The following is a 13,556-nucleotide window of genomic DNA, read 5'->3' on the forward strand; positions in this document are numbered from 1 at the left end:
ATCACCACGGATGGACGAAGCGTATGACACCCCCATCGGATCGTCAACCCCGCTTGGGCATGGGAAAGGGATCGGCGTTTCATGTATGATGGAGTCAGATCGCGGGGCGGACCGCCCCGTACTTAAAACACGTAAGGAGTGGGACACCGTGCACAAAGTCACTTCGCTCGTACTTGTCGCCTTTCTGAGCTTATCGATTCCCGAATCGCTCTTCGCGGCAGACCTGACCATCAAGCCGGGCGACCGGGTTGTTCGGGTGGATGTCCAGAGTGACGAGCAACTCAAGCAGTTGATCGACATGGACCTGGATGTGTGGTCTCACGAGATGGGCGTCGGACCGATCGACGTTCACGTCTCGGCTCAGGAATGCAAGGTGCTCGACAACCTGGGAATGACCTATACGGTGTCGATTGATGACTTGAATGCGCTATATCAGGCTGAGCAGGCCTCGCATCTGGTCCGAGGCGCGGGGCCGTTTGATAACTACATGCAATTGTCGGAGATGGTCACTTTCATCAATGACATGGCGACGGCTCGGCCCGACCTGTGCGAGGTCATGAGCATCGGCACATCGCTGGAAGGCCGGCCGATCTGGGTGCTGCATATCACCGGCGCGGGCGCGGGGCCGAAGCCGGGCGTGTTCTATCACGGATTGCAGCATTGCCGGGAGTGGATCACGGGGCCGACGGTTCTCTACCTCGCCGACTATCTGGTGAGTAACTACGACACAGACTCGTGCACTCGGGCACTGGTGGATCAGACCGACTTCTATCTTGCGCCGTGCGTGAACCCTGACGGGTATGAGTACACGTGGACGGCGGGCAATCGACTGTGGCGGAAGAATCGGCGCGATAACGGAAACGGCACATTCGGCGTCGATCTGAACCGTAACTGGGGATACCAGTGGGGATATGACAACGGCGGATCGAGTCCGACGACCAGCTCGGAGACTTATCGGGGACCGTCGGCGTTCAGTGAGCCGGAGACACAGGTGCTGCGCGACTTCGTGCTGGCCCATCCCAATGTCCGCGCGTATATGGACTACCACAGCTATTCGCAGCTTATCCTGTGGCCTTATGGATATGACAATGTGCTTGCACCGTTGCCGGATCGGACGACGTTCGATCTGATCGGCGGCAAGATGCAGTCGCTCATTCAGGGCGTACACGGCCGCTTCTACGACGCCGGGCCGATCTGGTCGACGATCTATCCGGCGAACGGCGGTTCGGCGGACTGGGTGTACGGCAGTGCGGGGCGATTTGGATTCAGCATTGAGTGTCGCGACACGGGCGAGTTCGGCTTTCTGTTACCGGTGGATCAGATCATTCCCAACTGCGAGGAGAACCTGCCCGCGATCCTTCATCTGTCGCGCTGGGCTTCGTCCGGCATCCTGCTGGAACTGGAATCGACTCCGCCGGAAACGATTCTAGCGGATCAAAACACCGTCATGAATGTGCGGATCACTGATTCGCAGCAGATTTATGCGGCGGGGTCGGGGCAGTGTCACTATCGTTTCGACGCGAGTGATCCGTTTTCGACGGCGCCGCTAGCGGCGGTGGGTGGTGGGCTTTATACGGCGACCATTCCCCCGACGCCTTGTGGGGCGATTGTTGAGTATTACTTCACGGCGACGGGGAGCGAAGGATATCTGGCGAAGAGTCCCTGCGACGCGCCGAATAGTGCGTACTCTGCGCGGGCCATCGAAACGGAAATCGACTTCGCCGATGATATTGAGGCGAATCTCGGCTGGACGGTCGGGGACACCGGCGATAACGCCACGACCGGCATCTGGAACCGCATGAATCCGCAAGCAACCGCGGCGCAACCGGAGGACGATCACACGCCCGGCGCAGGGACGATCTGCTGGGTCACTGACGGAAACGCGGGTTCATCCGTGGGGTCGTTTGACGTGGACGGAGGCAAGACGACGTTGAAGTCGCCGACGCTGGACCTCAGTGTGCCTGCCGATCCAAGCATCAGCTATTGGCGGTGGTATTCCAACAGCGCGGGCAGCGCGCCGAATGCCGACGTATTCACGGTCGACATCTCCAACAACGGCGGGGGAAGCTGGGTCAACGTGGAGACGGTCGGCCCGACGGGGGTCGGCACGGGCGGTGGATGGTTCCAGCACGAGTTTCGCGTGGCGGATTTTGTGGCTCCGACGAGTACCGTACTACTTCGATTTATTGCGTCGGACCTGGGCAGCGGATCGATTGTTGAAGCGGCGATCGACGACCTGGTGGTCGGAGAGACCAAGTGTCCCTGCGCGATACCCGGGGACCTCAATTCGAGTGGAACAGTTGACGGACTAGACGTGCAGTTGTTCGTACAGGCGATGACGGAAGCTCCGTACTACGCGGCGTGCGCAGACGTGGCGTTGCCGCAGAATAGCTTCGTGATCGATGCGTATGATCTGTCGGGGTTTGTTGATCTGATTTTGGGAATCCCCTGAAGTCCGAATCTACGAGTGGGATGGGCGGATGCCCGAGTGAGCGATCGCTTCGGGTCGGCCATGACAAATCGTTGGAGGAATGCAGCACCGGCTGGAGGGATATGGAAAAAATACGAATCGGCGGGCGATCAGAGCTTGAGATGTTCCACCAGTTCGTCGCGCGTCATGCTGTGGTGTTCGGCAACCTGCTTGAGAACCTGAGCGAGCGTGCCCGGCTTGATCGGCCGATGCTCAGGGACAACCACGTGGTGCTCGCCGTACCGATCCGTTACGAGGTGGACATGGCTGCCCCGCTGCCGGACTTGTCGATAGCCGAACCTGACAAGGGCGGCGACAAGAGCGTTACCAGACACGTTGCGCGGCAACTTCACGCGGCGATGACCTCGTCGCGAACAAAGTGGAGGCGTATCTGTCGCGGTTTGACCGATTCATCGGCGAAACGACACTCGACAGCCTCGGTTACGTTGGCGCGGAGATCGTCGAGGTTGTCGCCCTGCGTGAACACGCCGTATCGGTGGCAGACCGCGCTGTAACCGCCGGCTTCCTCTTCTTCCTGTACAATGAAGACAATCTCGTCGATTTCCATGACGCTACTCCTGAAAGAACTACGCACTATGAGCATATCGCGAGCATCGGTCGAAGATCAATAGAATCCCGTGTTGGTCCGAAACACTCGGTCCGCAGGGCATCGGATGACAACGACTAACTGGTGTGGATGCCGCTAGTCGTCGGACGAATCCAGCACGGCCATGAAGGCGGACTGCGGGATGTTGACGCTGCCGACGCTCTTCATGCGCTTCTTGCCTTCCTTTTGCTTTTCCAGCAGCTTGCGCTTGCGGCTGACGTCGCCGCCGTAGCACTTGGCGGTCACATCCTTGCGGACGGGCTTGATCGACTCGCGGGCGATGATCTTGCCGCCGATGGCCGCCTGGATGGGGATTTCGAAAAGGTGACGTGAAATCTCCTTTTTGAGCCGGATGATGAGTCGGCGGCCGCGCATCTCGGCGCGACTGCGGTGGACAATGACGCTGAGGGCGTCGACCGGTGTGCCGTTCACGAGGATGTTGAGCTTGACGAGGTCGTCGGGGCGGAAGCCGATCAGTTCGTAGTCCATGGTGGCGTATCCACTGGTGACGCTCTTGAGCCGGTCGAAGAAGTCGTAGATCACCTCGGCCAGCGGGAACTCGTAAGTCAGCACGACGCGCTCGGGCGAAAGGTATTCGGTGCGCTTTTGCGAGCCACGCCGCTCCTCGGATAGCTGCATGACGGCGCCGATGTATCGCGAGGGGGTGATGATCTCGCAGCGGACGTAGGGCTCGCGGATCTCGGTGATCTGGTCGGGGCCGGGCAGGTCGGCGGGCGACTCGATGATGCGCACCGCGCCGTCCTTGAAGACGACTTCAAAACCGACGGTCGGCGCGGTCTGGACCAGATCGACCTCGCTCTCGCGCTCAAGTCGCTCCTGAATGATCTTCATGTGGAGGAGGCCGAGGAAACCGCATCGAAAGCCGACGCCGAGGGCGGCGCTGGCCGCGGGCGTGAAGTTGAAGCTTGAATCGTTGAGCCAGAGGGTTTCCATCGCCTCGCGCAGCTCGGCGCTGGTGGTGCCGGGGCCGGGGTAGAAGTCGCAAAAGACCATCTGCTGCGGCGGGCGATAGCCCTGAAGGGCGGCATCACACGGGCGGCTTTCGTGGGTGATGGTGTCGCCGATGTTCACGTCGCGAATTGTTTTGATGCCTGCGAAGATGTAGCCGACGCGACCGGCGTCGAGTTCGGGCTTGCTGGTGATCTTCGGCGCGAAGACACCCACATCACTAACCTGATAGGTGCGGCCGGCGGCCATGAGGCGCACTTTGTCGCCCTTGCGGACGACGCCGTCGAGCACGCGCATGTGGCAGACGACGCCGCGATGGACGTCGACCTTCGCGTCGTAGATGAGCGCCTTGAGGGGCTTGTTAATATCGCCTGTCGGCGACGGTATGCGCTCGACTACGGCGTAGAGAATGTCCTCGACGCCGGTGCCGACTTTGGCCGAGGCGAAGATGGCGTCTTCGGCGGGAATGGAGAGGACCTGTTCCAGTTCCAGGGCGATGTCCTCGGCACGCGCAGAAGGCAGGTCGATCTTGTTGATGACCGGAATGATGACCAGACCGGCTTCGATGGCCTTGTAGGCATTGGCGAGGGTCTGGGCCTCGATGCCCTGCGTAGCATCGACGAGGAGCAGGACGCCTTCACAGGCGGCGAGGGCGCGGCTGACTTCGTAATGGAAGTCGACATGGCCGGGCGTGTCGATGAGATTGAGGATGTAGTCGCCGGGCAAGGGGCTGGTCACGCCGTCAGGGGCAACTGTGCGCGGTCCGGGGTACTTGTAGTTCAGGCAGGCGCGGTTGGCCTTGATCGTGATGCCCATCTCGCGTTCGAGGTCCATGTCATCGAGGAACTGCTCGCGGAATTCGCGTTCGGTGATGGCCCCGCAGCGCAGGAGGAGACGATCGGCAAGGGTGCTCTTGCCGTGGTCAATATGGGCAATGATCGAGAAATTTCGTATGCGGCTTATTTCCACCGCACGATTCTAGCAGATGCGTTTTTTTTAGATAGCGCTTGGGGGTTAGAACTGCTCAGAGTCGTCCGGGTAGTCGGCCTGACCGATCTCGGAGGTGCTGACGACCTTATGGGCGAGGCGCTGGTACGCCTGAACGAGGTCGCGGCAGATCAGATCGACTCGCTGTCGAAGTTCCCGCCGGTCCTTAATGAGGCGACTGGAAACGCGGCGCAGGCGAACGTTTCGACTAACGGTCCGCTTTCGGCGTCGGCTGTCGGCCACGAAGTGGCGAATCCGATCGGTGAGGACTTTGGCGTCGGCGCTGGGATCAATAACGTCGACAAACCCGGCACGGAATGAATCCAGGAGATGGCCGACTTCGGAGATCCGGTCCAGCAGCATCATGGGCGTGGCGCACTCGGAGACAAGTCCCGCTGAGGGACCGTCGGAAAGCACCGGCGCCGCGAGCACGATGTCAAAGGCGTCGCTCTTCATCAACTCGGCGGCTTCGCGGACTGTGTCCACGATGGTGAGGTTTGCGTCGAGGCGCGCGACAATCTCGGCCGCCAGGACGGCGATGGTCTTCGAGTCGTCTGCAACAATGAGTAACTGCATATCCTTCCGCTTCATGGTGGCTTCCTTCACCCTGTCCGGCAGCTGCCTTGCTTCTTTCCCTGAACTTACTCGCCGAGGATTTTCGGAGTCCTCAGGCATCAACAAAAAAGGCCGGCGGGACGCTTCAGCCGTGAGAGCGAGGGGAGGAGGGAGAGAGGCCTACACGACCCGCCCGGCCCGGATTCCGGCGGCATAATTTTTTCGCACTAAGAGAACAACCCCCCAAGGTTGTGCTTTGGGCCCCCGCGCCCAATCAGCAGATCTCAATTCAGCCCGCGTTCGACGCATCGGACACTTGTGTCCGACGAATCGGAAGGCGGAGCTGGGCCTCAGTCCCGATGCCCGGGCGGCTCTCCAAGCGGATCGATCCACCACCCGCTTCGAGCAGGCGATGAACGCGCGAGAGGCCGACTCCTCTGCCGCGACCCGCAGGCCGGTGCGAAAAGAAAGGATCCATCGCACGGGCCAGAACATCGGGTGTCATTCCCCGGCCGTTGTCGGCACAGGTCACAACAAGGTTTTCTTCGGTCAGATCGGTCGCGGCCTTGATCGACAAACGACGCCCTTTGGGCTGCGTCGCTTCGAGCGCATTATCGATCAGTTCCCGGAACACTACGCTCAAAGCCTCGGGATCAAACCAGATAACCGGGCACGCGGGAGGCAGGTCCAAGGACATGGCAGTGGCATCCAATAATCCCTCGGACGCCATGTCAGAAATGATTGAATTCAGGAGGGCCGCGATATCGACGGACTCGGGCCGGACGATGGCCGGTTGGGTGAAGGACAGCAGGTCCTTCAGGATTTCGCTGCACAACCCGGCCTGGGCGGCGATGGTTTCAAGGTCCCTTTTGGTCTCGTCATTATCGACCCCTGTGGCGAGGAGCTGTGCCCGACCGGAGATGACGGCAAGCGGATTGTTCAGTTCGTGGGCGGCCCCGGTGACGATGGCGGCGACGGATTCGAGGGAGCGAGCGCGAAGGAGGTCAGGTTGAATGGCGGCGAGTCTTCGATTGGCGGCGGCGAGATGCTCGGCGAGGGAAGCGGCCGCGGATTGCGCCTGAGCCTGAGCGATTGCGAGGCCGAGGGCGGCGCCCATCGCGGCGATCTCGGCGGATTCGTCGCGAAACGAAGTGACGGAATCGGCCTGGGCAACGAATAAAACGCCCGCTATCGGTTGGTTTCTTGAGAGAATGGGAAGCAGCCAAACGGTGCCTGCGCCGAGGTCCGGGCGGCACCGATCGATCAGGCTATCCAGCGATCGATCCGGCGGAAGTATCCAGGCTCCGCCGCGAGCTAGCTCGGCGGCGTTCTTGAGGGCCACTCGAAAGTCGGCCACCTGCTCGTTGAACTGTTCCAATCGGAAACGAGTCGTTCCATCGGAGATGCCGAGCTCCAGCCAGGACCCGGAGGGCGATGGAACGAACACAACGGCGCTACGAAGTTCCAGAATCGCCTGCATGGCGCCGGCGCCTATTGCGGCGGTCTGGCGCAAGGAGAGTCCGGGCGTCACTTGTCGATTGAGTTCATCAATGGCGGCCAAGTAGCGTGCGCTTCTTTGAAGGCGACGATTCTGCTCGGCCAGTCGCGTGTTGACCGAGGTAAGCTGTTCGCTGGTCTTGAGCAGTGCGCGGAGATAGACCTCGCGGCCGCCGGACTGGTCCTGTCCGATCCATGTAGAGCGGGATTGAAGTTCATCCGCAATGGATTCGATGATGCCGACCCGAGCGGCTTCCGTCAGACCGAGCAGGGCCGACAGTTTGGGCGAGGCGAGGGTGGAGCCGAGATTGCCGGAAAAGCCGATGTTGTGCTCTCGGGCCATGGCGTCGGCAAGCTGTACGACTTTGATGTAGCGCGCGGCGGCAAGGTCTTCGGGAAGGGCCTCGGGCGGATGATGGTGCAGCCAGATGACATCGATGATGGCCTGAGGCAGGCCCCAGCGCTCGGCGAGGCGGCGTCCGACGACCGTGTGGTCGACGCCGAGAACTGCTCTCTCGACGTCGGTGAATTCGGCGCGCGTTTCCTCTGAGCGCTTCAGGACACGCGCAAAGCTCTTCGGCAGGGCGCAGTCCAGGGCGATCTTTCCCAGATCGTGAAGGAGACCAAGAACAAAGGCCTCTTCGGGATTCACGCCGGGGGCGAGGGCCTGTGCGATGCGGCGAGAGGCGCAGGCCACAGCGAGACAATGACGCCAGAACTCGGCGCGATCGAGGCCGCCGACTTCCGCGGGGTCCTGCGGCAGGGAGAATACTTCGAGGATTTTCTGGGCGAGGGTCAGGTGACGAATTGTCTCGAAACCGAGCATCGCCACGGCCTTGTCGATGGTCATCGATTCCGGCCTGGCGGCGACGGCGGCCTTGGAGCAGGCCGATAGAACGCGCGCCGCGAGAGATGGATCGCTGGAGACGAGTTCGGTGAGGCGGCGGATGCTGCCCTTGTCATCCTGGGTCAGCGCGAGAATGTGAGTGGCTACGGGTGCGAGCGGCGGCAATTCGTCGAGCCGGGAGAGCAGTAGCTCGACATGCTCGGGGTTTGCGACGGTTGTATTTGCGGCGGTCATGGCGGCGATCCTCGCCGGCCCCCCCAGATTCGTCCGCTTGCGGCCTGATACGAGTTTATGGACTCGACCTGCCGCGGCGGTCGGCGAAGGCGCCTCAGAAATAACAATTACGCCGCGACAAGATCGGCAATCGATTCGATGAGCCGGGCGATGTCAAACGGCTTCTGGATGAACTCGTCCGCTCCGGCCGCCTTGAGCGTATCGATCTCCGCCGGCGCTACGGCACCGGATACGATGATGATTTTTGTATGGGCCAGTTCGGGATCGCTCTTGATGCGCTGGCAGACGACGTTGCCGTTGATGTCGGGGAGCATGAAGTCGAGCAGAACCACGTCGGGCCGAAACTCCTTGGTCAAAGCGCCGGCGTCAAAGCCGTTGGAGGCGGCCTTTACCTCGAAACGACCGTCGCGGCCGATGATGTCCACCAGCATGTCCACGATGGCGGGATCGTCGTCGACAATGAGCACACGGCGCTTGCCCGAGTCGAGGTTCTCGATCGGGATCTCGTTGGTCTTCATGAACCGAATCAGCTCGGCTCGGGGAACTCGGCGAAACTTCGAACCGGGTACGCGAAAGCCTTTGAGACGACCGCTGTCGAAGCAGCGGATGACCGTCTGCTGACTGATCTTGCAGATCTCGGCGACTTCGCCAGTTGTGAAAACAGATTTCACACGCCACTCCGGTCCTTCGGCAGCCAGGGCTTCGGCCACGGCCTGTCGCTCGTCCAACGGTTTTCGCGGGTACATGTTACCTAGTCCCCCTAAATTAACAAGTGCCTCCTCGTTATCGAGCAGTCGAGCCTGCCACTTCATACGGAGCAGTCCGAATGGAGTATTTGGTCGAATTATGCCCGGAGCCCTACCACGGATCTCGCTGCATGCCCCATAAGACAACGAAGTCGAGTTGGCTAAGAATGGCAAAATGAGAAGCGTTACCGGAACCTCACCCGTGGAGAATTCGCTGTCTCGGTGACGCCAAGGGCGCGGTAGATGAGGGAAATCGCGGCCAGAAGTCAATGAAGGCTGATTCGCTTGACAGTTTTTGGCCCGGGGATGAGACTCCAACTTGAGTACAGCGTGTTCCTCGGCGAATATTCGCCGCGGGACAGGACAATCCGTCTGGATGATGCGGCAATCGGCAAGGGTTCGCCTGCCGCGACTAGGATAGGAGCTTGAAATGGCCGGTCAATTACTGCTTCTCGGGGAAGGCATTTCTGACTTCCTCCCGTGGTACACCTGGGTCTCCATGGCTGCCCTCGTAGCGATCATCGTCGGCTACAAGATGTATCAGAAAAAGATGATGAGCTGAGATCGAACAGTCGGTCCGGACTCGTTCAGTAGAAACCGATTGCCGTCAATCTCCTTCTCGGCTGCGATCCGGCCTGTACCCGTCTTGATCCACGCGCCTCAGGTTGCGCCTTCCGAGTGCGCTGTGGGGGATCGCCAAGCGGACGCGGTCGACTGGTTCTTCTCATGGTCGCATGGATGAGAAAACCGAATTGACTCAGTCAAATTCAACGCGCCCGGCAGGACTCGAACCTGCGACCGTCGGATTAGAAATCCGATGCTCTATCCAACTGAGCTACGGGCGCTCTTACTTAGCCTTATCAGTATTTCCGCGATGACCGGCAAGTTCAAGCTTGCCGCCATTTCCACATTGCCGAGAGCTTCAGAACTTCACCACCCAGGGGGGCTGGGTCTCACCCATGCGCTTGGCCAAGAGTCCGGGATAGCTGGTCTGGATGGACCTTGCCGCATCCAGACCCAATGCTTCGAGACACCTGCGAATCTCATGATCGTCCGGGCCTTCCACCTCGACGAAGCGACCGAGGAGCGGCAGTTCATCGAGTTCGATTGCGCATTCATCAAGCTGCCATGATTCGCGGTTTTTCTCAAACGTCAGCCACTCGGCAAAGCCGATTGCGTGCAGGAGCCGTAACATTCCCTCGCCGGCCCTGGCCCCGTTTTCGGGAGAAGCCGGGTTGCGATCGGGCAGATCGATCTGGATTTCCTCGCGGCACTTGAAGGCGGATTCCTGAACCGGTCCCTTGAAGGCCAGGCTGGAAGGCGGTCCCGTGCCGTCGAGCACTTCAATTGTTCTGACGCGGAGTCCGCAACCGCGATGAACGAGCGCACGATCGGGCGTGTCCAGCAGCCGATTCGTCTCGCGCACGCGACCGATGCGATTGGCGCCGGCTGCGCGCAGCAGCTCGACGAGCCGATCGTGCGAAGGCACGGCGATCTTGCATTCGAGCTCCTGAGCCATGGCGACGAATCCTTTGTGGGGCGATTAGCCACCCCCTCGCGCGACCGACGAAATCCAAGCCTCGAAGACCAGGGGCGCACCCTGCTATTGAACACTTGGATGACTCACTGCGAGTCTCCGGCGGAGGTCCCGTGATTCTATCTTCATTGGAGAGGCGAGGAAACATTGACGGACGGCGCGGGCGGCGATTTGTTGCGGCCCGGGCCGCAGGCTTCTAACATCGACGGTCCGAGAGGAGCGTGTATGGCTGTTCGTAAGACTCAGAAGGGATTATCCATTCAATTTGCGCGACTTGGCGGCACGATCCGTGCGGGCGTGCTTTTTGTTCCAGTTACGATCAAGGACGGGAAGGCCGTCCTCGGTCGGAAGTTGAGCCTGCCTGCGGAATTGTCATCGCAGGCTAAATTGCTCGCCGCTCGCCACCACGGCGCCAAGCAGGCAGGGGCCATCGATGACTTGATTCTCCCGTCGAAGTCTCGCATTGGGCGGATGGCACTGGTCGGACTTGGTGAGGAAAAGTCCATCAAGGCGGCCGACGTGAGAAACGCAGCGGCCATTTCCATGGAATGGGCCTCTCGTCATCGGGCGGATTCTGTCGTTGTGGCGCTCGACGCACTGCAGGAGATCGCCGGGGCGGATGCAGTTACGACGTGGGTCGAGGGTTGTGTTCTGGGCAGCTTCCGCTTTCTGGAACATCGCTCGCAACTTCCGGATGAGGCGCGAAAGCCGGTCACGCGACTTGTCTTTGTATCGAAGTCGCCCGTGAGCAGATCAATACGCGACAAGGCCGAGGCATCACGACGCCTGGCGGAGTGCGTGAATCTGACCCGGTCGATCAGTCACCAGCCTCCGAACGTGATCAATCCCGTGACGCTGGCGCGAGAAGCGCAGGCGCTTGCACGGAAGCATGGACTTCGATGTCGGGTGATCGACGATCGGCAGATGAAGGCGAAAAAGATGGGGGCGATTCTTGCGGTGGGCGGCGGCTCCCGATCGGCGCCGCGGATCATCGTGCTGGAACACCGGCCGTCGCGGGCGAAGGGCAAGCCGATCGTAATTGTCGGCAAGGCGGTCACGCATGACACCGGCGGGTATTCGATCAAGCCGACTGCCTCAATGGTGGAGATGAAGTACGACAAGTGCGGCGGGATGACGGTGCTGGGGACGCTTGTCGCCGCTGCGCGACTGAAGATTCCACGGCATGTCGTCGGTGTGATCGGCGCGGCGGAGAACATGATTTCCGGGACGGCCTATCGACCGAGCGACATTCTTCGGGCATCGAACGGCAAGACGATCGAGGTTCTCGATACAGACGCCGAGGGCCGACTCGTATTGGCGGATTGTTTGCACTATGCGGAGAAGACGTTTTCACCTGCGGCGATGATCGACCTTGCTACGCTGACCGGCGCGTGCACGGTTGCCTTGGGGGATGCCTGCGCGGGACTGCTGACGACGCATGACGCGCTGGCCGAGTCGCTGATTGCATCGGGCGAGCGAACCAACGAGAGACTCTGGCGGCTTCCGCTGTGGCCGGTATATCGGGAACAAATCGCGGGGACCGACGCGGACTTGAAGAACGTCGGCGGTCGTCTCGCCGGCACGATCACCGCCGCGATGTTTCTCAAGGAATTTGTCACCGACAAGACGCCCTGGGCTCATCTGGACATCGCCGGAGTTGCCAATTCGTCGAAGCCTTCACCGATCTGCCCGGTCGGCGCGACCGGGTTCGGGGTGCGGTTGCTGGTGGACTATCTGCTCGGAGGAAAGTAATGCTGCCGACGTTTTTGGCACAGCTTGCGGCAGGCTCGGCGCTGGCGGTGGGGGTCAGCGAGATGCGGAAGGTCGACTGGCGTTACCTTCGCCTGATGGCGATTGTATCGCTGGCGATTGTGCTTATCTCGCTGCTGCTTGTGGTTCGCGAATCGTGGGTCGAAGGGTCCGCCCGACAACAACCGGCGATTGCGGCGCTGATCGCCGCGTGCGTCATCGGCGTTATTTGGCTCTTCGTCAACGCTGCGCAGGGCGAGACGGTCCGTGCGATGCAGCGGCTGTGGACATTCCTATTCGGCGCGGCCGCGATGGCGGGGGCGGTTTTGCTGGCGACCGGGCCGGACGTTGTGCTGGCTGAAGGCGAGTCGATCGGCGGCCTTAATCGGGCCTTGGCGGCGATGACCATCGTCCTGGGTTCGGGCCTTCTTGGGACGGCAACGGCCGCGATGCTGCTTGGCCACCGATATCTGACCGACACGGGGATGTCGATCAGCCCGCTCAAGCGGATGACACAACTATATCTGGGAATCCTGGCGGTACGCGGCGTCTGGATCGTCGCGGCGAGCTATCCATTATGGGCCGGGGCGTTTGTTCCGCGCGGCGGGTACATGTGGTTCTGGTTGATGATCAGCGTGCGATTCGGGAGCGGGCTTGTCGTCACGGGCGTTTTCGCCTGGATGATTCGGGACTGTGTCAATCGGCGGGCGACCCAATCGGCGACGGCCATCTTCTATCTCTCGATGATTTTCATTTTTCTCGGCGAATTGTCCGGCCAGTATCTGCTGCGCACTGAGTCACTCGCGATGTAGCCGCGCCGCCGGGATGGTATTGGCCGTGATGTTGCTGGACATCGTTCCCTCGGCGACGTTTCTTGGGATCGACGGGGCACTCCGCAACAGCCCGGCGCGGGACGTCACGTAGTTGTCCGCCGTGATCCTTCGGATGGTGAACTTAGAGGGATTCGTGCCGCCATTCTGTCGGGCGATCAGCTCTCGATTGATCCGATGCCGACTTCGGGGCAACGATATGCCGTCCGCCATCGTGAAGCGGTGGCACGTCGATCGCTGCCCGGGCCTCAATCGCGAAGTGGTCAGCCTCGCCTCAGATACCGCAGAGTGGCATGGAATCCACTTTCTCGTGCTGGCGACGCTGAACATTGCTACACTCTTAACATGCTGCAAGACAGCGAGGTTGGATTGAATCGTCCTTTTTCCCGACGGAATCCATGAAGACCTTGTTCAGGCGGGTTCGGCGTGGCTGGGGCCCGCATTGGTCCGCCGGTCGCGCTCAGGCGGCGAATTTCTCAGGTGCGAATTGACCCTTCGTCACCTGTTGCTGTAAGATAACTTTTAGCA

General features: G+C 60.7%; 11 protein-coding genes and 1 tRNA gene. 3 read left to right on the top strand and 9 right to left on the bottom strand.

Going from position 1 to position 13,556, the window contains the following annotated elements; translation table 11 throughout:
- The first annotated feature begins 148 nt into the window (after positions 1-148).
- Positions 149-2,452: a hypothetical protein gene (locus HS101_04750; GenBank protein ID MBE7505580.1), complete on the top strand. Its 2,304-nt coding sequence runs from the start codon at positions 149-151 to the stop codon at positions 2,450-2,452.
- Positions 2,453-2,580: 128 nt separating this feature from the next.
- On the opposite strand, the gene HS101_04755 is transcribed toward HS101_04750, so the two are convergent.
- From HS101_04755 to HS101_04790, 8 genes are all read right to left on the bottom strand, one after another.
- Positions 2,581-2,823: a type II toxin-antitoxin system HicA family toxin gene (locus HS101_04755; protein MBE7505581.1), complete on the bottom strand. Its 243-nt coding sequence runs from the start codon at positions 2,821-2,823 to the stop codon at positions 2,581-2,583.
- Positions 2,820-3,032, bottom strand: a complete 213-nt coding sequence (locus HS101_04760; GenBank protein MBE7505582.1) for a 2-oxoisovalerate dehydrogenase — start codon at positions 3,030-3,032, stop codon at positions 2,820-2,822. The genes HS101_04755 and HS101_04760 overlap by 4 nt, the downstream gene beginning before the upstream one ends.
- 141 nt (positions 3,033-3,173) lie before the next feature.
- Complete coding sequence (gene lepA / locus HS101_04765; protein MBE7505583.1) at positions 3,174-5,015, bottom strand: elongation factor 4; 1,842 nt, start codon at positions 5,013-5,015, stop codon at positions 3,174-3,176.
- A gap of 45 nt (positions 5,016-5,060) precedes the next feature.
- Positions 5,061-5,624, bottom strand: a complete 564-nt coding sequence (locus HS101_04770) for a hypothetical protein (protein ID MBE7505584.1) — start codon at positions 5,622-5,624, stop codon at positions 5,061-5,063.
- 253 nt (positions 5,625-5,877) lie between these two features.
- Positions 5,878-8,166 carry an HDOD domain-containing protein gene (locus HS101_04775; GenBank protein ID MBE7505585.1) on the bottom strand — a complete coding sequence of 763 codons (2,289 nt, stop codon included), beginning with the start codon at positions 8,164-8,166 and terminating at the stop codon, positions 5,878-5,880.
- 107 nt (positions 8,167-8,273) lie between these two features.
- The gene (locus HS101_04780) at positions 8,274-8,912 is read right to left on the bottom strand and encodes a response regulator (protein ID MBE7505586.1); all 639 of its coding nucleotides are present in this window, start codon (positions 8,910-8,912) and stop codon (positions 8,274-8,276) included.
- A 771-nt stretch (positions 8,913-9,683) separates the two neighbouring features.
- Positions 9,684-9,757: transfer RNA gene (locus HS101_04785), tRNA-Arg, on the bottom strand.
- A gap of 77 nt (positions 9,758-9,834) precedes the next feature.
- Complete coding sequence (locus tag HS101_04790; GenBank protein MBE7505587.1) at positions 9,835-10,431, bottom strand: class IV adenylate cyclase; 597 nt, start codon at positions 10,429-10,431, stop codon at positions 9,835-9,837.
- A gap of 243 nt (positions 10,432-10,674) precedes the next feature.
- Between HS101_04790 and HS101_04795 the strand changes: the two genes are divergently transcribed.
- The gene (locus tag HS101_04795; GenBank protein MBE7505588.1) at positions 10,675-12,201 is read left to right on the top strand and encodes a leucyl aminopeptidase; all 1,527 of its coding nucleotides are present in this window, start codon (positions 10,675-10,677) and stop codon (positions 12,199-12,201) included.
- Positions 12,201-13,010 (top strand): hypothetical protein, encoded by an 810-nt coding sequence (locus HS101_04800; GenBank protein MBE7505589.1) that lies wholly within the window; start codon positions 12,201-12,203, stop codon positions 13,008-13,010. The genes HS101_04795 and HS101_04800 overlap by 1 nt, the downstream gene beginning before the upstream one ends.
- Here the strand turns inward: HS101_04800 and HS101_04805 are convergent.
- Positions 12,996-13,223 (bottom strand): hypothetical protein, encoded by a 228-nt coding sequence (locus HS101_04805; protein ID MBE7505590.1) that lies wholly within the window; start codon positions 13,221-13,223, stop codon positions 12,996-12,998. The genes HS101_04800 and HS101_04805 overlap by 15 nt on opposite strands.
- Positions 13,224-13,556: the final 333 nt, after the last annotated feature.

It is taken from the genome of Planctomycetia bacterium (assembly GCA_015075745.1).
Classification (GTDB): Bacteria; Planctomycetota; Phycisphaerae; order UBA1845; family UTPLA1; genus UTPLA1.